Below are 20,883 nucleotides of genomic sequence, written 5' to 3' on the forward strand. Positions count from 1 at the left end.
CCAGACAGAAAAACAACGCCCGACACCAGGGTCGGGACGTTTCAGTTATTGCGGTGTATTAGGCGATCCTTCATTTGCCGCTTCGTTCATCCTTACGAGTACGACCAAGCAACGTTAATGCTGCCTCGCGCGCATTTTTTCCGCAATACAATACCTGATAAATTTCCTCGGTTATTGGCATTTCGACGCCTACCCGAGCCGCCAGCTCGCGAACTTCTTTGGTATTGCGATAGCCCTCAACCACCTGGCCAATTTTTTGCTGTGCTCCGTCTACATCCATTCCCTGACCGAGCATCATGCCAAAGCGACGGTTGCGGGACTGGTTGTCGGTACAGGTCAGCACCAGATCGCCCAAGCCGGCCATGCCCATAAAGGTTTCCGGCGAAGCACCGAGCGCGCTGCCAAGGCGAGTCATCTCCGCGAGACCACGGGTGATAAGCGCGGTACGCGCATTGGCGCCAAAACCGATGCCGTCCGACATCCCTGCGCCAATAGCGATAACGTTTTTAACCGCACCGCCAAGCTGAACGCCGATGAAATCAGGATTGCTGTAGACACGGAAGCTTTTACCGCAATGCAGAAGATGTTGGAGGTCATCCGCAAACTGGTCATCAGTTGCCGCAAGCGCAATCGCCGTCGGTAAACCTGCTGCCAGCTCTTTCGCGAATGTTGGGCCAGAAATGACGGCCAGGGGAACATCATCCCCCAGCGCCTCACGGGCAACATCCTGCAGTAGACGACCCGTTTCAGCTTCCAGCCCTTTTGTCGCCCACACAATACGTGCATCCGGGCGCATCAGCGGCTTGATTTGGCGCAACACTTGCCCAAACACATGGCTCGGTACAACCACCAGAATATTACGGCTGGCGGCCAACGCTACGGCTAAATCACTCTCAAGATGTAGAGTATCGGGAAAAGGGACATCGGGCAGGAAAGCCACATTGCAGCGATCGGCCTGCAGCGTGGCAATATGTTTGGCATCATGACCCCACAACACAACGTGGTGGCCATTTCTCGCAAGGGTGATTGCGAGAGCGGTGCCGTAAGAACCGGCACCGATAACAGTCATTGAAGCATTAAGGCTGTTCATCAGGCATCCTGATGGTTTTCAGCACCTTCGCCAGCTTGCTGCTGCAGATAGTTCATGAACAACGCATCGAAGTTAACCGGTGCAAGGTTCAGCTGCGGGAAAGTGCCGCGAGAAACCAGGCTAGTGATACATTCACGCGCATATGGGAACAGAATGTTCGGGCAGTACGCGCCCAGGCAATGCGCCAGCTGCGTGCCTTCGATACCGTCAACGGAGAAGATACCCGCCTGCTGAACTTCACACAGGAAAGCGGTGTCTTCACCCAGCGTAGCGGTCACGGTTACGCGCAGCACAACTTCATAAACATTTTCAGCCAGTTGGCTGGATGCAGTATCCAGATCCAATTTTACTTCCGGCTGCCAGTCTTTCTGGAAAACGTGCGGTGCGTTAGGTGCTTCGAAAGAGACATCCTTGGTGTAAACACGCTGAATCTGGAAACCCATTTCTGTATTGTTTTGTTCTGACATTGTTAACCCTTAAATTTAAACGTCCTTACTCTGCGATACACGGCAGACAAACCGCACTAGCTCAGCAGGGGATCGAGTCCACCACGCGCATCCAGTGCGTACAAGTCATCGCAACCGCCAATGTGCTGTGCGTCAATAAAAATCTGCGGTACCGTGGTGCGACCACTGCGTTTGATCATCTCTTCCCGCTTAGCGGCATCACCATCAATAGGTAATTCCTGAAACGCCACGCCTTTTTCGTTCAGCAGGGCTTTTGCACGGTGGCAAAAAGGACAAGTCGCTTTGGTATAGATCTCAATAGTCGCCATGGTTTACCTCAGTTTTCCAGATTATTTACCGCGAACCAGCGGCAGGTTTTCCCCGCTCCAGCCGGCAATACCTTCTTTTAGCAGCGCAACCTGCTCAAAACCAGCCTTGTGCAACAAAGCCGCTGATTCTTGTGAAGAAACACCGTTAGCGCATACCACAATAATGGGCTTCGCTTTATGTTTTTCAAGTTCACCCAAGTTGCCGCTTTTGATTTCAGTTGGCAGCACGTTCAGTGAATTTGCAATGTGGCCTTTACGGAAGTCGTCACGCTGGCGCACATCAACCACCACCGCATCTTCTTTGTTAATTAAGCGAGTGGCTTCACCACGAGTGATCACTTTAACTTTAGAAGCCAGGCCTTTAAAGGTCATGAAAAGTACCGCGGCCAGCAGGCCAACCCACGCCAGACTAAGTATGGGGTGGCGACCAACGAATTGCATAATTTCTTGCATGGGGGGTAATAACTCCCGACTAAGTAATGATGAGAAAACCAGGTGGGGAGTATACCTTCGCGTTGTGGCAATTACAGCCAGTCTGAATAATGTTATGTGGATTCTGCGGGCTGTTACGGAAAAAAAGAACCAGACTGATGAAATCCGATCGCCATCCAACCTCTTTCTTTGATCTTCTGCGGCTATTCGCCTGGATCGGCTGTAGTAAAATTACGCAAATTTTGTCTTAGACTCAGAGGTTGTTGCAATGTCGGTTACTAAAAAACCTATGGTCCTGGTCATTCTCGATGGCTATGGCCACCGCGAAGAGCAGCAGGATAACGCGATTCTTAATGCTAAAACGCCGGTGATGGATAGCCTATGGGCCCAGCGCCCGCATACCCTGATCAACGCATCAGGCCTGGAAGTCGGCTTGCCAGACGGGCAAATGGGTAACTCCGAAGTGGGCCACGTCAACCTCGGTGCCGGCCGCATCGTCTACCAGGATCTGACTCGCCTGGACGTTGAAATTAAAGAACGTGCTTTCTTTGCTAATCCGGTTCTGACCGGTGCGGTAGACAAAGCCGTTGCCGCCGGTAAAGCGGTACATATCATGGGTCTGGTTTCTCCCGGTGGCGTTCACAGCCATGAAGACCATATTCTGGCGATGATCGAGCTGGCGGCCGAGCGAGGCGCTGAAGCTATTTATCTGCATGCTTTCCTTGATGGCCGTGACACGCCGCCACGCAGCGCAGAGTCTTCCCTGAAGAAATTTGCCGACAAGTTCGCTGAGCTGGGCAAAGGCCGCGTTGCCACCCTGATTGGCCGTTACTACGCTATGGACCGCGACAACCGCTGGGATCGCGTTGAGCTGGCTTACGACCTGATGACTCAGGCCAAAGGTGAATTCCAGGCAGACAATGCGGTTGCTGGTCTGGAAGCCGCTTACGCTCGCAACGAAAACGATGAATTCGTTAAGCCAACCGTGATTCGCGCCGCGGGTGAAGCCGAATCTGCTATGAACGACGGCGATGCATTAATCTTCATGAACTTCCGTGCTGACCGTGCCCGCCAGATCACTCGCGCCTTTGTTAACGGCGATTTCGACGGCTTCAGCCGCAAAAAAGTGGTGCAGTTTGGCGACTTCGTGATGCTGACCGAATATGCCGCAGACATTAAAACGCCCTGCGCTTACCCACCAGCGTCACTGACCAATACTTTCGGTGAGTGGATGGCGAAACACAATAAAACTCAGTTACGCATCTCCGAAACCGAGAAATACGCTCACGTGACCTTCTTCTACAACGGCGGCGTTGAAGAGCCGTTCGCGGGTGAAGATCGCGTCCTGGTGAATTCTCCGAAAGTGGCAACCTACGATTTGCAGCCTGAAATGAGCTCTGCTGAACTGACCGATAAGCTGCTGAGCGCCATCAACAGCGGCAAGTACGATACCATCATCTGCAACTACCCAAACGGTGACATGGTTGGCCACACCGGCGTCTATGATGCTGCGATTTCCGCCGTTGAAGCCCTCGACAACTGTGTCGCTCAGGTGGTTAAAGCCGTTGAGGCCATTGGCGGTCAGCTGTTGATCACTGCAGACCACGGTAACGCAGAGCAAATGCGCGACCCGGCTACCGGCCAGGCCCATACCGCGCACACCAGCCTGCCGGTCCCGCTGATCTACGTAGGTGAAAAAAACCTGAAAGCTGTCGCTGGCGGCAAGCTTTCGGACATCGCGCCAACCATGTTGAGCCTGATGGGAATGGAAATCCCGCACGAGATGACTGGCAAGCCGCTGTTCATCGTGGAATAATCCCTCCCCATGAGGGGAAAGGCGATTTTTTCAAAGACATGGGCTGTGAAGCCCGTTATCTACGCCAGCGTGTTTAGCGCTGGCGTCTTGTTATGGCCTTTTTCCAGCCACGCTGACGACAAGCAGCAGCTGCAATCCATTCAACAGGATATCGCTGCCAAAGAGCGTGCGGTGCGTCAGCAGCAGCAGCAACGCTCCGTTTTACTCGCTCAGCTCAAAGCTCAGGAAGAAGCGATTTCCGCGGCCAGCCGTAAGCTGCGCGAAACCCAGAACACCCTCGCCGATTTAAACAATCAAATCGCGACGCTGAACAACTCCCTCGCCAAACTGCAAAAACAGCAGGCAACCCAGGAACGTAACCTGGCTGCCCAGCTAGATGCGGCGTTTCGTCAGGGTCAGCATACTGGTATTCAGTTGATTCTTAGCGGCGAAGAAAGCCAGCGTGGCCAGCGCCTGCAGGCCTATTTCGGTTACCTTAATGCTGCGCGTCAGCAGACTATCGAAGCGTTAAAACAGACCAAAGCAGAAGCCGCACAGCAGAAAACCGAGCTGGAAAGTAAGCAAAGCGAGCAGCAAACCTTGCTGTATGACCAGCAGGCGCAACAGGCCAGGCTGGAGAGCGCCCGCAACGAACGCAAAAAGACGCTGGCAGGCCTGGAATCCTCCATTCAGCAGGATCAGCAGAAGCTGAGTGAGATGCGCCAGAACCAGACGCGTTTACAAAATCAGATAGCCCGCGCAGAAGCAGCGGCAAAAGCTCGAGCCGAGCGTGAGGCACGCGAAGCAGAGCAGGTTCGCAATAAACAGCAGGAAGCCTCCAACAAAGGCACAACCTACAAGCCAACCGAAAGCGAACGTTCCTTAATGTCGAGAACAGGTGGCCTGGGTGCGCCACGTGGGCAGGCATACTGGCCGGTTCGCGGTTCGTTACTGCATCGCTATGGCGAACAGCTGCAAGGTGAACTACGTTGGAAAGGTATCGTTATTGCGGCGTCAGAAGGCACAGAAGTTAAAGCCATTGCCGACGGACGCGTGATCCTTGCCGACTGGCTTCAGGGCTATGGTCTTGTTGTCGTCATTGAACACGGTAAAGGCGATATGAGTCTCTACGGCTACAACCAGAGCGCGTTGGTCAGCGTCGGCACCCAGGTACGTGCCGGGCAACCTATTGCACTGGTCGGTAGCAGTGGCGGCCAGGGCCGTCCGTCACTCTATTTCGAAATTCGTCGCCAGGGCCAGGCAGTGAATCCACAACCGTGGTTGGGAAGATAAGTTTTGCCTCAGTTCCGCACCGTTTTTTTCGCCGCCGCCAGCGGGCTAATGCTGGCAACCTCCGCGTGGGCCGGTAAGCTCTCAATCGTCATCGACGACTTCGGCTATCGTCCTCAACAGGAAAACCAGGTGCTGGCCCTGCCGACTAACGTCTCTGTCGCCGTGCTACCCAACGCACCACACGCTCGCGAAATGGCCACTAAAGCCCATAATGCCGGGCACGAAGTTCTGATCCATCTGCCGATGGCACCACTTAGCAAACAACCGCTAGAGAAAGATACGCTCCGCCCGGACATGAGCAGCAGCGAAATCGAGAGAATTATCCGCGACGCGGTGAACAAAGTCCCTTATGCAGTTGGGATGAATAACCATATGGGCAGCGCGATGACCTCCAGCCTGTTCGGTATGCAAAAAGTGATGCAGTCGCTGGAGCAATACAATCTCTATTTCCTGGACAGCATGACCATCGGTAACAGCCAGGCCACGCGCGCCGCGGCCGGCACTCGTGTCAAAGTGATTAAGCGGAAAGTGTTCCTCGACGATACTCAGAACGAAGCGGATATCCGCTTTCAGTTCAATCGCGCTATCCAGCTTGCTCGCAAAACCGGGTCAGCAATCGCCATCGGTCACCCCCACCCTTCAACGGTTCGTGTCCTCCAGCAGATGGTGTACAACCTGCCACCGGACATCACGCTGGTGCGGCCGAGCAGCCTGCTTAATGAGCCACAGGTAGATACCTCAACGCCGAATAATACTCAGCCGGGCAAACAGCCACCGCCGCGTAACCCGTTCCGTGGCGTGAAGGTGTGTAAACCGAAACAGCCTCTTGAGCCGGTGTACGCCACCACCTACTTTAAAGTCATCAGTGAAAGTATTGCCGAGAGCACGCTGGTGAAATATCTCCAGCATCAGTGGCAGGGTTGGGCCAAACAGGCGTGATTGAAAAACCAGAGGGCGCGATGCCCTCTGGTTCAATGATTAATCCCAGCTCAGGATAACTTTGCCGGACTGCCCGGAGCGCATCGCGTCAAAGCCTTTCTGGAACTCATCAATAGAGAAGCGGTGGGTGATAATCGGGGACAGATCCAGGCCAGACTGAATCAGGGCGGCCATCTTGTACCAGGTTTCAAACATCTCTCGGCCATAGATACCTTTAATAAACAGCCCCTTAAAGATAACTTTGGTCCAGTCGATAGACATATCTGACGGCGGGATCCCCAGCATCGCAATACGGCCACCGTGATTCATGGTGTCAAGCATGGTGCGGAATGCCGGTGGTGCGCCGGACATCTCCAGACCCACGTCAAACCCTTCGGTCATCCCCAGCTCGCTCATCACGTCCTGCAAGCTTTCTTTGCTGACGTTGACCGCACGGGTGATTCCCATTTCACGCGCCAGCTCGAGGCGGTATTCGTTCACGTCGGTAATCACTACGTTACGCGCACCGACATGCTTTGCTACTGCCGCCGCCATGATCCCGATAGGGCCCGCGCCGGAGACCAGAACATCTTCGCCCACCAGGTCGAACGAAAGTGCCGTGTGCACTGCGTTGCCGAACGGGTCGAAGATGGAAGCCAGGTCGTCTGAGATATTGTCCGGGATCTTGAACGCATTAAACGCCGGGATAACCAAATACTCAGCAAAACAGCCAGGGCGGTTCACGCCCACGCCGGTAGTGTTACGGCACAGGTGGGTGCGCCCGCCGCGGCAGTTACGACAGTGTCCACAGGTGATGTGCCCTTCGCCGGAAACGCGATCGCCAATCTTGAAGCCTTTCACTTCCTGGCCTATGCCGACCACTTCACCCACGTATTCGTGGCCCACAACCATAGGAACAGGAATAGTTTTTTGCGACCATTCATCCCAGTTGTAAATATGGACGTCGGTCCCGCAAATCGCCGTTTTACGAATTTTGATCAGCAGATCGTTATGACCCATTTCCGGCTTGGGAGCATCCGTCATCCAGATACCTTCTTCCGCCTTCAGTTTTGCTAATGCTTTCATGACCGCTCCCTTAAGCGATAACGCCTAATTGCTTACCGATGCGAGTAAACGCATCTACCGCACGTTCAATTTGCTCAGGAGTATGCGCCGCCGACATTTGGGTGCGAATACGCGCCTGACCTTTTGGCACCACCGGGTAGAAGAAACCGGTGACATAAATACCTTCTTTTTGCAGCTCGCGCGCAAAGTTTTGCGCCACAACTGCTTCACCAAGCATCACTGGAATAATGGCGTGATCTGCACCTGCAAGCGTAAATCCGGCAGCGCTCATTTTTTCACGGAACAGACGAGCGTTTGACCACAGGCGCTCACGCAGCTCTTCGCCTGACTCCAGCATTTCCAGTACCTTGATAGAGGCGGAAACAATGGCTGGCGCGAGTGAATTTGAGAAAAGGTAAGGACGGGAACGCTGGCGAAGCCATTCGATAACTTCTTTGCGACCTGCGGTATAGCCACCAGAAGCACCGCCCAGCGCTTTACCCAGCGTGCCGGTAATAATATCAACCCGGTCCATGACATCGCAGTATTCGTGCGTACCGCGCCCATTGGCACCAACAAAGCCCACGGCGTGGGAGTCATCGACCATAACCAGCGCATTGTACTTATCCGCCAGATCACAAACGCCCTGCAGGTTGGCAATCACACCGTCCATTGAGAACACGCCATCGGTGGCAATCATCACATGGCGAGCACCGGCAGCACGAGCCTCTTTCAGGCGAGCTTCCAGTTCCTGCATATCGTTGTTGGCATAGCGATAACGCTGTGCTTTACACAGGCGCACACCGTCGATAATTGAGGCATGGTTCAGTGCGTCAGAAATGATGGCATCTTCCGGCCCGAGCAGCGTCTCAAACAGGCCGCCATTGGCGTCGAAGCAGGAGGAGTAAAGAATCGCATCGTCCGTTCCCAGGAAATCGGCCAGCTTGCTTTCCAACTGTTTATGGCTGTCCTGAGTACCGCAGATAAAGCGGACCGAAGCCATACCAAAACCGTGTTTATCCATCCCCTGTTTAGCCGCTTCAATCAGCTGCGGATGGTTAGCAAGACCCAGATAGTTGTTGGCGCAGAAGTTAATAACGTGGCTACCGTCCGCGACGGTGATGTCCGCTTGCTGGGCAGAGGTGATAATACGTTCTTCTTTAAAAAGCCCTTCTGCTCGAGCGGTTTCGAGTTGGGAAGTCAGCTGTTGGTAAAAATCTTCGCGCATCGCGATTCTCCAGGCATGGCAAGTTTTGGCACATCTTACCCAAACCTATATCACCAGGCGAGATGACGCTTCAGGGATTCTTAATTTTGCAGGATAAATCACGCTAGAATGCCAGGCCGACAGGGGCTTTAAGCGGTATGAAGGCCGTGCAGGAATCATCATTAACACATTGAATAATAATATAAATATTGAAATCATTAAAATCCTGACAGGTCAGATAAATTCCCGTTTATCTGACCTGTTGAAATCATCTTCAGATGATTTATTCCCTCAGCAGGGGCTACTTCCTCGAGAGAAAAATTCTAAGCGCCTGCAGTCTGGCGCCTAAAGCGGAGTGCCTGAAGCAACGGAACAGGTCGAACCATTTTCCTTTCCCAAGATAATTCAGGGTGAATAATTCAGGGCGTTTGTAATAACAGAGAACAAATATGCCCTGGTCATCATCCACGATATTATTTTTCAGCGTAATTCTCTGGCTTTCCGTTACCAGAGAATAAAACTCTTGCCATTTACTCTGAGAACCGACAATAGCACCGCCGATAATATAAACATGGTTACCAATCATAAAGTCAAATGCCTGTTTCAACGACGTAACATTTAGCCCTTTCTTGATGGTAAAAAGATGCATAGTATTTTTATTAAATGGAAAATCCCAAATTTTTAAACCACGAATTACTTTAGACTCTCGGCAATAGCCAAAATCAATCCATGCAACCAGTGGTGTTTTTATTAACCCATCATTAATGGCTTTGTTAACAAAGTAGGATTTTAAATTACAGACTAACACGTACTCTGGCGACCAATATTCAGGGTTTTTTAACTGATGGGTCTCTAATTGATTGGTAAAACGCTCGTCCTGCTGAACCCTCTCAATAAGACGCCGAATATGTTTAAATTTGTTTTTTATATCAATGGCAATAACCGTAGTAGGCTTTCCCTGTCGAATGGCTTCAACTCTTTCCTTGAGATCGGGTGAAGTGAATACCACCATATCATTTTCTAAAGCGGCCAATCGCTCGAAGTAATTAAAATAAACATCTACAGAGCGGGCAAGATTATCACGGAACCCTTTATTAGCAGTCCACTCCCCTCTACCGAGGTCAAAATAAGCCGTTACAATTGTGGTAGATGATTTCATCGCTAATAAAAACCATTAATATAAATAAATATTATATCACAATCATTTACCCTCTGTACACAGTACACTTTGCGTTCAGATCGGCCGTAACGAATACAATAATTCCCCGGCAAACATTAAAATAAAAATAATATGAAATTAAATAGCAGGTAAACCCAGGAAAAGTCAATCGGGCTTAAACCACCTGGATGACAAACCTGGCGCATTGTGTAAATGGCTGAAGCGATGCAAATGTAATGGTATGATTATGCACATTCATGTCTGAGATTGTCTCTGACTCCATAATTTTAAGGCTACAGTTATGATCATCGTTACTGGCGGCGCCGGCATGATCGGCAGCAACATTGTTAAGTCACTGAACGAACAAGGCTATCGCGATATCCTGGTGGTAGATAACCTGAAGGATGGGACTAAATTTGTTAACCTGGTTGATCTGGACATCACCGACTACATGGATAAGGAAGACTTCCTGATCCAAATTATGGCCGGGGAAGAGTTCGGTGATATCGACGCCATTTTCCATGAAGGGGCTTGCTCGTCCACGACCGAGTGGGACGGCAAGTACATGATGGACAACAACTATCAGTACTCTAAAGAAATCCTGCACTACTGCCTGGAGCGCGAAATTCCGTTCCTGTATGCCTCTTCTGCCGCCACCTACGGCGGGCGCAATGCAGATTTCATCGAATCCCGCGAATATGAACAGCCGCTGAACGTGTACGGTTACTCAAAATTCCTGTTTGATGAATATGTTCGCCAGATCCTGCCAGAAGCAAACTCTCAGGTGACCGGCTTCCGCTACTTTAACGTCTACGGGCCGCGCGAAGGCCACAAAGGCAGCATGGCGAGCGTGGCATTCCATCTCAATACTCAGTTGAATAACGGTGAGAACCCAAAACTGTTTGAAGGCAGCGACGGCTTCAAGCGTGACTTCATCTATGTGGGTGATGTTGCCGCCGTTAACCTCTGGTTCTGGCAAAATGGCGTTTCCGGTATTTTCAACTGCGGTACCGGTCGTGCGGAATCCTTCCAGGCCGTGGCAGACGCAGCGTTGGCGTATCACAACAAAGGCAGCATCGAGTACATTCCTTTCCCGGAAAAGCTAAAAGGTCGCTATCAGGCTTATACTGAAGCTGACTTAACCAATCTGCGCGCTGCAGGTTACGACAAGCCGTTCAAAACCGTTGCCCAAGGGGTTGCGGAATACATGAAATGGTTAAATCGCGACGCATAAGCTGCACAGGGAAAGCATGAAAATTCTGGTGATTGGCCCGTCATGGGTGGGCGACATGATGATGTCGCAAAGTCTTTATCGCACGCTCAAGGCGCGTTATCCCCAGGCGATCATTGACGTGATGGCACCCGCCTGGTGCCGTCCGCTATTATCGCGTATGCAGGAAGTGAACGAAGCCATCGCCATGCCTTTGGGCCACGGTGCGTTGCAAATCACAGAGCGTCGTCGCCTTGGACACAGCCTGCGGGACAAACGCTATGACCATGCGTACGTTCTGCCAAACTCGTTTAAATCCGCTCTGGTGCCTTTTTTTGCCAACATACCTCACCGTACGGGTTGGTTGGGCGAGATGCGTTACGGCCTGCTGAATGACAGCCGTAAGCTGGACAAACAAGCCTGGCCATTGATGGTAGAGCGCTACGTCGCCCTGGGTTATGAAAAAGGCATAATGCAGTCGGCTAAAGACCTCCCGCAGCCGCTCCTGTGGCCTCAACTACATGTTAGTGAAGGTGAAAAAACACAGACTTGCGCTGCTTTTAATCTTGATCCACAGCGTCCGATGATTGGTTTCTGCCCTGGAGCAGAGTTCGGCCCTGCAAAGCGTTGGCCGCACTATCATTACGCCGCGCTCGCAGCAAAACTCATCGATGCGGGCTATCAGGTTGTGCTCTTCGGTTCTGCCAAGGATAAGGACGCAGGTAAAGAGATTCTTGCTGCTCTCACCACTGAACAGCAGGCATGGTGCCGTAACCTTGCCGGGGATACCCAGCTTGAACAGGCCGTGATATTGCTTGCCGCTTGCGAGGGTGTGGTCACCAATGATTCCGGCCTGATGCATGTCGCAGCTGCGCTCAACCGTCCTCTGGTCGCACTTTATGGCCCCAGCAGCCCGGATTTCACCCCACCACTTTCCCACAAAGCGAGAGTTATTCGCTTGATCAGCGGCTACCATAAAGTGCGTAAAGGCGATGCTGCTGAGGGCTATCATCAAAGTCTGATCGATATCACACCAGAAAGCGTGCTGGTTACATTGACTGAACTGCTAACCAGCAGCAAGGAAGACTAATGCGCGTCCTTCTCGTTAAAACGTCTTCGATGGGCGATGTTCTTCACTCTCTTCCTGCGCTTACAGACGCAATGCTGGCAATGCCGGGAATTTCGTTCGATTGGGCGGTAGAAGAAGGTTTCGCACAGATACCAGGCTGGCACCCCGCCGTGGATAAAGTGATTCCCGTCGCGATCCGTCGCTGGCGTAAAAGCTGGTTCTCCGCTGAAACTCGCGCGGAACGAAAAGCTTTTTATTATCAGCTTGAAGCAAGAAAGTACGACTGCGTCATTGATGCTCAGGGCCTGGTAAAAAGCGCAGCGTTGGTGACTCGAAAAGCACATGGCATCAAGCATGGCATGGACTGGAACAGTGCCCGTGAACCTCTGGCAAGCCTGTTTTATAACAAACGCCATAATGTGGCCAGGCAGCAGCACGCCGTGGAACGTACTCGTGAACTTTTTGCCAAAAGTTTGGGTTACGCAAAACCGCAATCTCAGGGTGATTATGCGATTTCAGGGCATTTTCTTACTAATCCGAAAGAAAGTGCGGAAAAGTATGCGGTATTTTTACACGCAACAACTCGAGATGATAAACACTGGCCAGAAGAAAATTGGCGGGAGCTGATTGAGCTATTGAAAGCAACCGGACTGCGGATAAAACTCCCTTGGGGGGCACCGCACGAAGAAGAAAGAGCCAAACGACTGGCGGCAGGATTTAGCTTTGTGGATGTTCTGCCAAAATTAACGCTTGAAGAGGTCGCCAAAGTTCTGGCTAATGCCGAATTTGTGGTTTCTGTTGATACAGGATTAAGCCATCTTACTGCAGCATTAGATCGACCGAATGTAACGCTTTACGGACCTACAGATCCGGGCCTTATTGGTGGGTATGGGAAAAATCAGGTTGTGTGTCGCGCACCGGGTAACAAACTTGATGATTTAACGGCCCCTACAGTATTTAATCAACTTACGGCGATCCTGTAAGTACTCGAATTTCGATATCGGAGAAGAGATGGCCCTTACATTATTTTTTTCTAATGAGAAAAAAAACTGGACCTTATACTGGAATAGAACGCTTGTATTCTTATTTATTGCCACTTATTTTTTAGGTAATATCACTCGTTATAAACATCTGATTGTTATCCTGATGGCCATAACAACGATCATATACCTATGTAAGCAACCGAAGCACATCCTGTCTGTTTTCAAAACATCACTCTTCTACAGTATAGCTTTTTTGACTGTCGCCGTATTGCTTTCGCTGTTTCAGACACCTGATTTCAAAGCAAGCCTGAAAGAAATCAGTCGATCGGTCCTGGAAAACACGCTCTTATGTACAATAGTTATCCCTGTCCTGCTGAGGAATGAAAGCAAAGAGTTTATTTCTAAACTTATCTTCTTTTCATTTATTACGGCATTGAGCCTGCGTTGCTTAACAGAACTCGTGCTTTATTATCAGGATTATAAGCAAGGCGTGATGCCATTTATCGATTACCGGCATCGTGGTATATCAGATGCTATGGTATTTCTTCTACCTGCACTTTTGAGCATGTGGTTAATAAAATCAACCAAATACAGAGTTGCATTTATTATCCTCAGCATTGCCTATTTATTCCTTATTTTAGGCACACTTTCCCGCGGTGCATGGCTTTCGGTACTGATCGTTAGCCTTCTGTGGATTTTGCTTAATAAGCAATGGAAGCTATTGATTACGGGTGCTATTATCGCAACCGTTGCGCTTGCATTGATATTTACGCACAAGCAAGCCTCCACCACCCTTATATTTAAACTTCAACAGACCGACAGCTCCTATCGCTACACCAACGGTACTCAAGGTAGCGCCTGGGATCTTATTATGGAAAATCCTGTTATTGGCTATGGCTTTGGAAATATAGCCTATAAAGACGTTTACAATAAGCGTGTGGTTGATTATCCAGACTGGACTTTCCGTGAATCTATCGGACCTCACAATCTGGCACTATTTGTCTGGTTTGGCACCGGTTTGCTCGGATTAGTTGCCCTGTTGACGACTTATGCAGCGATAGTTAAAGAGTGTATTGCCAACGCTTTTAACAGAAGTCAGTCATCTCCAATAAATGCCCACATGATAATATTGTTATCATTTATCGGCTACTTCATCGTTCGAGGGAATGTTGAACAAATACAGCTAGACCTGCTAGGCATATTGGTTGGGTTACTGATTGCAATGCATAAAAAGTGAATGACAATAAAAAAGGCTACATCAAGTAGCCTTTTTTATTAAAATCACAAAGAACGGGAGAGATTATAGCTAGTGAAACCAATTATTAATCACGTCTTCAAATCTCTGAGTGACTCCGGCCCAACTAAAATGATTATAAACAAAGTTTTGCCCACATTTTGCCATGTCATTTATATCCGGACTTTGCAGTGTGCTCATAATATCCTGAGCAACAGAGTCTGCAGTCATGGGCTCTCGCAGATGAAAACCTGTCTCTTTTTCCCTGACGAATTCAACCATGCCGCCACGGGTGCTGACCAATACCGGCTTTCCTGCCCCCATTGCCTCAATAGCCACCATGCAAAATGGTTCCTGAAACTGAGAAGGAATGACAACCAGGTCAGCCAGAGGGTAGTAACGGTGCATGTTTTCCGGCGCTATGCTTCCTAACATAATACATCGCCCCTGCAAACGCTCGGCAATCTCTCTGACCTCACGCTGATAAGCTCCATTATCCGCTTTGTTCACCTCCAGGTGATCGCCAACCACTACGAGTTTCATATTTTCATGTTCTCTGGCCAGCTTTTCAAACGCCTGCATGAGCAATAAAATCCCCTTATCCGGAACAATACGCCCCGCATAGAAGAGGACTTTATCATTCTCAGAAATGCCCAGATCTGCTTTAGAAACAGGTGTATAAGCAGATTGATAAACATCCAAATCAATGCCATTAGCAACCACTTTAATATCGGCTTTCGGCAAAAGATTCTGATAAAAATCTCTTAAAAAATTGCTCGGCACAATCATTTTTACATCCTGGTCCAACCCTTTGGGTTCGAACGCATTATGCATATGGATGACGATTTTCTGCTGAGGAGCACGTTGTCTGATTTGCCGATAAAGCTTCATGCTGTTATGCACAACGACAATGCTGTCATCCGTAATATGAAAATCTTTCGCAATATTCAGTATTCGCTGCGAATACGGCAGTGGATCAAGGCGAGTCCATTTCTGGAAGATGCGCTTATAAATGCGGCTGAATCCAATGCGATGGATACTACAGTTATCGTTTACAGGGGTAAAATCTGTATACCCTTCATTTTTAATGCACACCAAGCGATTGGGAATAGACGTTCTCTGAGCGACTTGGTACATCCACGTTTCAACTGCAGCGGCACCGCGCGGAGGAATAGAAAATATAGGTGTGACAGTAAATATAATTTTATCAGCCATATAATTTTTAACCCTGCATTAAATTATATTTAATCGCAGCGCAGAGGCCACCAAAAACTTTGCCTTGATAAAGCAAATGTTTATATTTCTCTCTATACTCATGCTTTTTCACTGCACTTTGATAAGGTATATTCTGCCACGGGGAAACATCATAAACGTTACGGAAAAACTGTGCCGACGGATAATTAGCCCAGTCATGCCAGGGTTTTGTCACGCCCGTATAATGTATAAATACCGTGCTTTCCTTAATGAACTCACTGTAATATTTACTGTTTTTATTCTCAAACTCAGATTTTAAAGAGTAAATGGTATTGTATTCCCGGGGCAGTATTCTTGCGTGATGAAGGAATATAATATTAAGAATATCCTGGTCCGGATACTTTAATTTCCCAACCACACTCTCATCTGAAAGTAAGTTGAAAAATCTTTCCGTTAAGCTTGATTTTAGCCATTGATTTAAGTTTATGTACATTACACCAGAATTGAAGTAATTCCCTTCAAATTCTGGATTTTGTAGACGCACAGCACTTTTCTTTTGCATGGTGTCAACATCAATAACCACCGCGCCGTACTCTTCATTAAATTCTAAAGAAGCTAGAGATTGCAATGAGCCTTTACATATAACATCGGCATCCAGATATAAAAGACTATCAAGACGCTCAGAGAAATAATCAAAAGAAAGCAAGCGATAGTATATTGATACTGGCCAAATATTTGTTTTCGGCAAAGACCTTAGCGGCGCAGAATCAATGTGATAGATTTTTATAACCGTCTTATATTGCTCAGCTAACTGTGTTAAAAGCTCAACATACTCATTATCTAAGTAATCAGCGATAATATGAAAGGTAAAATCAATATCACTCTTTTTATTATTTTCAAGAATGGAAGCAATCGATATCGCGGCACCTATCTGATAATTTTTATCGATACCCCATGAAATATTGAATGTTTCCCGGTCATCACACTTTACAAGGCGCCGATCCAGAACAATGATATCGTTAAATTGCGTGATTTGTTTAAAGTTCAATGTCAATTACCTTTCATCACCATTAGTCGTGTAGCATGGTTATTTTCATAACATTCCATGCCAGCAATACTGTCGCGAGCACAACTATTCTTTAAATTTAGCCACATAATAGTTAAAGTAGTTCGACAGCCCCTGCAGATAAAGCTTTTGATTGAACTTATGTTTTGCAGAGTATCGATATTGGTGACTATTAATTGGTTTTAGAAGTTCGACATTGCGCCAGGGTGAAGCCTCTTTCGCCGTTAAGAAGCTCTGAGAGACGGGATAAGTGCCCCAGTCATGCCACGGTTTCGTCGGACCAACATAATGAATAAAAACAGTTTCATCATTGACAGGATTCACTACGTTGTCTTTAAGCTCATAATTAATACTGAAACGAGTATTATATTTCCCTTCAATGAATTTAACTTTCCCTACCAGCAAGATATTCAGCACATCCTGGTCAAGGTGAGTAATTTTTTCTACCCACTGAGGATCCCGCAGCATCTCGATTGCTTTATAAGAAATATTGTTGATATTCCATTCATTGATGTTTATAAGCAAAAAACCCGCATTGAAGTAACCAGACACTAACTCCGGTGTTGAAAGTGTTGCAGCCCGGTTCGACCACCACTCAATGTCCCTTTCCACAACCACAGCGGCAATTTCGTTCTCTGCAAAAACATAATCAACTAACGGCTGAATGCTTCCTTTACAGGCGATATCCGCATCCAGATAAAGAAGTTTATCAACTTTGTGATAGAGATAATCTGCAATAATAAAACGGAAGTATGTCGCATAACTCCAGTTTTTTGTACTCGGTAATGATTTTAGCTTCTCACAGTTAATGACATAGATATTAATATGTGTTTTATATTGTTTAGCTAATGCTTCGAATCGAGCCTTATCGGCTTCACTGAGTGAATCAGTGAACACATGAAACTCAAAAAATGCAGATGCATTACTCAACAAGACTGAGGAGATAGCAACACCACAGCCGAAAAGGAAATTCTTATCAATACCAAATGCTATATTGAGAACATTGGCAGCTTTCTTTTCCTGGTAGTTAAAATCGAAAACAGAGAGGATGATATCTTCATCACTGAATTGAGACATATTGATTCTTATCCGACTAAGATGAATAGACGACTGTAACCGGCAATGACGCCCCTTACAGGCTACTACAACGATTTTCTAATCGTTCGTTCTTTGATTTTTTCCGCTTTATCTTCTGCTTTAGCCAGTAATGCATGTTCCGTTTCTAGCACACCTCTAAGTGGCTGATTAGAATACGTCACCATAAAGCGCCAAATATCACGCTGTGTCAGCCCAATGTTCATCGATGAAAAATAGAGTCCAATGAGATCTTTATCCCGCCAGCGTCGAGGTACTTTTGTTCGAATCTGCGCACGATGCAGGTCAATCACCGAAATCTTCAGTTCGCTTTCCCGACCAGAAAAGGGGAGATGCAATAAGAAATGGCAAATATAACAATCCCGATGATTTACGCCACCACCGTGCATTTTACGCACCATCGTGGCTACACGCTCAATCAGCATCCGCTTGATTTTTAGGTCAGGTGGATTCGTCGCCCAATCAGCACAGTAATCTTCGAGACTGATCGTAGGCGTTAAATCTTCAGTAATGATGAACGACGTTTTGTTGATTGGATTTAGCCCTTTTTCACCAAAACCAACGCCCTGCATCGTATCGACATCCAGAGTTTTCAGCCGGTGAATCGCCTTCCACTCGCGATCGGCCCCTAAAACCGGCATTCGCAGCGAAATAAGATTTTTTATCACTTCTTTGATAGACGTTCCCTGGTGCCATTTTAAGAAATAGCTTTTTCCTGCGGCCTCGAAACGTAACGTACGGCGTGTTTCCAGTTCGCGGAAAATTTCCCCCTGAAGTTTTCTGACTTCAGCAAAAACGTCCTTTCCTTTCCAAAGAGAGGTAAAAGGTTCTTTTAACTCAACCACGCGGCTCTCCCACAATGATATCTGCTGCCTTTTCGGCCAGGCTATAAATATCCTGGGTTGAGGCATAATGACGAGCGTGACTCGCCCAGCTCAGGCGCTGCTCTGCATTACCCAGAACGTCAGATAAAGCCGCATTAAGCGATGCCTGGCTAAACGGTTCTTTGATAACAACCCCACATTCAGCGTCTGCAATATAATGTGCATAGCCGCAAACTTCCGTCACAAGGATTGGCAATCCGGCAGCTATAGCCTCAAGTAAGACAATACCGGCAGCTTCCTGATAGGCAGGATGAATCAAAACATCAGCAGCCATCATCAGTTCAGAGACGTCATCTCTTCCGGAGAAGAAACTAACCCGGCTCTCTACGCCACGTTTCTGCGCTAATGCCTTAAACCGCCCGGGTTTATCCTGCCCTACAACAAACAAAGTGGTTCGACTACGGATGGCCTCAGGCAAAGCAGCCAACGCTTCAATAGAGCGATCAACGCCTTTACGCGAGAAATCGGAGCCTACCTGCAAAACGAGGTAGTCATTCACACCAATGCCGTTTTTTTCTCTGTAACGCTCCCGGCTACCCTGCGGATGGTTGTCGAATCGACGATCGGGGTAAATACCTGGAGGCAGGATCAGAAAACGCGAAGATTCCGTACCATAGTGTTTTTCAAAATCAGCAATTTGCTTATCAGTCAGCATCAGCAACTTGGTTGATTTTCCTTGCTCGAATGTGGCTTTTTCAAATTGTGAATAATGCCGATATCGGGCGGTCAGGCGATAAAAGAAACCTTTCTCTTGTGCTACTTTTTCGGCGTAACAAACGTCTGCTGCATAATAAACATCGAGACCCGGCATTTTATTAAAACCCACTACGCGGTCTACCGGATGCTGACTCAGATGAGCCTTCACCCATTGATAATATTCAGCATTACGACCGTGGTTCGTTTTTGACCGCACAGGAACGATGACGATATCAAAGGCATCAGGTTTCTCGCCCTGCCAGGACTGCACATAAACCCGGACGTTATGCCCACGCGATGCAACAGCCCCGGCAATACGCATAAAATCGCGCTGCAGGCCGCCAAAGGGAAAATATTTATACAGACAAAAAGCAACTGTCATCATGCTTCGTCTCTTAGTGATAGCGCCGCAGCGGCAGGAAGCATTTTAGAAATGGCGGCAATAACATCCTCAGCAGGGATCACCGACATATATTTTTTATTGCGGTCGAGTTGAGCACGGGACGGCATAGATTGATAGTTACCTGCCCAGAATTGCGTAATTTGCTCTGTCCATGGACGCCAGTAAACATGGTCCGTTGCACCAAACAGGCTAATGACAGGCGTTTTTACCGCCGCAGCGATATGCCCAGGCGCTGAGTCCACCCCAATAAACAATGCTGCATGATCGATTAAAGCACCCAACTCCGGGAAGGTTGTTTTGCCGGCAAGCGCCACAACGGGCGTTATTTTGCATCCTTGAGCTATCTCATTAACGCAGGCGAGATCGTCACGACCCGGTCCAGAGGTCAATACAACCGGGAATCCTTCATCCTGCAAGTAATCAATGATCTGAGAAAACTTATCGTTGTCCCAACACTTGAAGAGCTGTCGGGCCGTGGGCTGAATGACAACATACTTGTCAGCAACGCTTTCAGCATCAAGCACTTCACGGATCTTTTGCCAATCGGCCTCAGTGTAGTACAGCGTTGTTTCTGTAAAAAAATCCGTAATTCCTAAAGGAGAGAGCACTGAGAGGCTAGCTTCAACGACATGCTTACCAACGACAGGGGCAAGGTGAGTGAAGCTTTTTTTCCAGAATGAAGACTGCCGGTGAGCGTAATCCTGGGAAATTTTTACTGCCGGCCCAAGGCAGCGAACCATCCATGCCACGCTCCGCTGATCGGTCAGGTTAACAATCAGGTCATAATGATTGCTCCGCAAGCGGCGAATCAAAGAGAGAAAATTACTGATTTTCTTTCCTGTTTTAACGCCTTTGTTGCTTATACCGTAGCGCGCATTTATTTCTGGATTTCCAGAAAGAATGGGAAGGGTATCCTGATACTGCAGGACATCTATTTTTGCTTCAGGATAGTTGCGCTTAAGGGTACTGATCACAGGCGTTGTCAGCAACATGTCGCCGTGAAAGCGCATTTTAATCACTAAAATTCTTTTAAATGTCGTATTCACCGTCAGCTCTTAATATCAGCAATACCGAAAAATAAAAAACACGCTACCGCCCCAGGCTCCACAGCTACCTGTTCACTGACAACGTGTTCATTTTTACGTGTAGTGTACCACTTATCGCGCCCATTCCGAAGGATACGCAAGCCAAGACAACTCATTGATAACCATATGAATTAAAATAATTTATTTCCCTTAAACTCAAAGACCATTCACTTTTGACTTTTGCACAACTGCTCAATCCAACAATTGCCTGGCAATACATACCTTTGACG

General features: G+C 48.3%; 20 protein-coding genes. 7 read left to right on the plus strand and 13 right to left on the minus strand.

The features are described from left to right. Positions 1-70 precede the first annotated feature (70 nt). The 4 genes from gpsA to F3J28_RS20605 are packed head-to-tail and all read right to left on the minus strand — an operon-like array spanning position 71 to position 2,318. Positions 71-1,090, minus strand: coding sequence for an NAD(P)H-dependent glycerol-3-phosphate dehydrogenase (gene gpsA / locus F3J28_RS20590; protein WP_039289166.1), 1,020 nt, complete (start codon positions 1,088-1,090; stop codon positions 71-73). Next, the gene (gene secB, locus F3J28_RS20595) at positions 1,090-1,557 is read right to left on the minus strand and encodes a protein-export chaperone SecB (RefSeq protein WP_008457481.1); all 468 of its coding nucleotides are present in this window, start codon (positions 1,555-1,557) and stop codon (positions 1,090-1,092) included. The genes gpsA and secB overlap by 1 nt, the downstream gene beginning before the upstream one ends. Before the next feature lie 56 nt (positions 1,558-1,613). After that, a complete protein-coding gene (gene grxC / locus F3J28_RS20600; protein ID WP_166879314.1) occupies positions 1,614-1,865 on the minus strand; it encodes a glutaredoxin 3 in 252 nt (83 codons plus the stop codon). A 21-nt stretch (positions 1,866-1,886) separates the two neighbouring features. Next, entirely contained in the window at positions 1,887-2,318 is a 432-nt protein-coding gene (locus F3J28_RS20605) for a rhodanese-like domain-containing protein (RefSeq protein ID WP_166879317.1), read from the minus strand. Between the two features lie 247 nt (positions 2,319-2,565). On the opposite strand from F3J28_RS20605, the gene gpmM reads away from it, so the two are divergent. The 3 genes from gpmM to F3J28_RS20620 are packed head-to-tail and all read left to right on the plus strand — an operon-like array spanning position 2,566 to position 6,324. After that, a complete protein-coding gene (gene gpmM / locus F3J28_RS20610) occupies positions 2,566-4,113 on the plus strand; it encodes a 2,3-bisphosphoglycerate-independent phosphoglycerate mutase (RefSeq protein WP_166879319.1) in 1,548 nt (515 codons plus the stop codon). A gap of 9 nt (positions 4,114-4,122) precedes the next feature. Further along, a complete protein-coding gene (gene envC, locus F3J28_RS20615; protein ID WP_166879322.1) occupies positions 4,123-5,385 on the plus strand; it encodes a murein hydrolase activator EnvC in 1,263 nt (420 codons plus the stop codon). Positions 5,386-5,433: 48 nt separating this feature from the next. Beyond that, complete coding sequence (locus F3J28_RS20620) at positions 5,434-6,324, plus strand: divergent polysaccharide deacetylase family protein (protein ID WP_286178413.1); 891 nt, start codon at positions 5,434-5,436, stop codon at positions 6,322-6,324. Between the two features lie 39 nt (positions 6,325-6,363). Here F3J28_RS20620 and tdh read toward each other — a convergent pair whose 3' ends face one another. The 3 genes from tdh to yibB form a co-directional block, all read right to left on the minus strand. After that, a complete protein-coding gene (tdh, locus tag F3J28_RS20625) occupies positions 6,364-7,389 on the minus strand; it encodes an L-threonine 3-dehydrogenase (protein ID WP_008457475.1) in 1,026 nt (341 codons plus the stop codon). 10 nt (positions 7,390-7,399) lie between these two features. Further along, positions 7,400-8,596 (minus strand): glycine C-acetyltransferase, encoded by a 1,197-nt coding sequence (gene kbl, locus F3J28_RS20630; RefSeq protein ID WP_166879329.1) that lies wholly within the window; start codon positions 8,594-8,596, stop codon positions 7,400-7,402. Between the two features lie 280 nt (positions 8,597-8,876). Next, positions 8,877-9,734: a protein YibB gene (yibB, locus tag F3J28_RS20635; RefSeq protein ID WP_166879332.1), complete on the minus strand. Its 858-nt coding sequence runs from the start codon at positions 9,732-9,734 to the stop codon at positions 8,877-8,879. Between the two features lie 301 nt (positions 9,735-10,035). Between yibB and rfaD the strand changes: the two genes are divergently transcribed. From rfaD to rfaL, 4 genes are read left to right on the plus strand one after another with little or no spacing between them, the layout of a single operon-like run. Next, on the plus strand, positions 10,036-10,968 hold the full coding sequence (gene rfaD, locus F3J28_RS20640) for an ADP-glyceromanno-heptose 6-epimerase (protein ID WP_008457465.1): 933 nt from the start codon (positions 10,036-10,038) through the stop codon (positions 10,966-10,968). A 16-nt stretch (positions 10,969-10,984) separates the two neighbouring features. After that, positions 10,985-12,034 (plus strand): ADP-heptose--LPS heptosyltransferase RfaF, encoded by a 1,050-nt coding sequence (gene rfaF / locus F3J28_RS20645; RefSeq protein WP_166879335.1) that lies wholly within the window; start codon positions 10,985-10,987, stop codon positions 12,032-12,034. Beyond that, the gene (gene rfaC, locus F3J28_RS20650) at positions 12,034-12,996 is read left to right on the plus strand and encodes a lipopolysaccharide heptosyltransferase RfaC (RefSeq protein WP_166879339.1); all 963 of its coding nucleotides are present in this window, start codon (positions 12,034-12,036) and stop codon (positions 12,994-12,996) included. Before rfaF ends, rfaC begins: the two co-directional genes overlap by 1 nt. A gap of 28 nt (positions 12,997-13,024) precedes the next feature. Beyond that, a complete protein-coding gene (gene rfaL / locus F3J28_RS20655; protein ID WP_166879342.1) occupies positions 13,025-14,233 on the plus strand; it encodes an O-antigen ligase RfaL in 1,209 nt (402 codons plus the stop codon). Between the two features lie 69 nt (positions 14,234-14,302). On the opposite strand, the gene F3J28_RS20660 is transcribed toward rfaL, so the two are convergent. The 6 genes from F3J28_RS20660 to rfaQ form a co-directional block, all read right to left on the minus strand. Next, positions 14,303-15,445, minus strand: coding sequence for a lipopolysaccharide N-acetylglucosaminyltransferase (locus F3J28_RS20660; protein ID WP_166879344.1), 1,143 nt, complete (start codon positions 15,443-15,445; stop codon positions 14,303-14,305). A gap of 7 nt (positions 15,446-15,452) precedes the next feature. Further along, positions 15,453-16,472 carry a glycosyltransferase family 8 protein gene (locus F3J28_RS20665; RefSeq protein ID WP_166879347.1) on the minus strand — a complete coding sequence of 340 codons (1,020 nt, stop codon included), beginning with the start codon at positions 16,470-16,472 and terminating at the stop codon, positions 15,453-15,455. An 84-nt stretch (positions 16,473-16,556) separates the two neighbouring features. Beyond that, entirely contained in the window at positions 16,557-17,567 is a 1,011-nt protein-coding gene (gene waaO / locus F3J28_RS20670) for a lipopolysaccharide 3-alpha-galactosyltransferase (RefSeq protein ID WP_166879349.1), read from the minus strand. A gap of 65 nt (positions 17,568-17,632) precedes the next feature. Then, entirely contained in the window at positions 17,633-18,430 is a 798-nt protein-coding gene (gene rfaP / locus F3J28_RS20675; protein WP_166879352.1) for a lipopolysaccharide core heptose(I) kinase RfaP, read from the minus strand. Next, positions 18,423-19,547, minus strand: a complete 1,125-nt coding sequence (locus F3J28_RS20680) for a glycosyltransferase family 4 protein (protein ID WP_166879452.1) — start codon at positions 19,545-19,547, stop codon at positions 18,423-18,425. The genes rfaP and F3J28_RS20680 overlap by 8 nt, the downstream gene beginning before the upstream one ends. Further along, positions 19,547-20,614 carry a lipopolysaccharide core heptosyltransferase RfaQ gene (rfaQ, locus tag F3J28_RS20685; RefSeq protein WP_166879354.1) on the minus strand — a complete coding sequence of 356 codons (1,068 nt, stop codon included), beginning with the start codon at positions 20,612-20,614 and terminating at the stop codon, positions 19,547-19,549. The genes F3J28_RS20680 and rfaQ overlap by 1 nt, the downstream gene beginning before the upstream one ends. Positions 20,615-20,883: the final 269 nt, after the last annotated feature.

This window comes from Enterobacter sp. Ap-1006 (assembly GCF_011752835.1).
Taxonomy (GTDB): Bacteria; Pseudomonadota; Gammaproteobacteria; order Enterobacterales; family Enterobacteriaceae; genus Cedecea.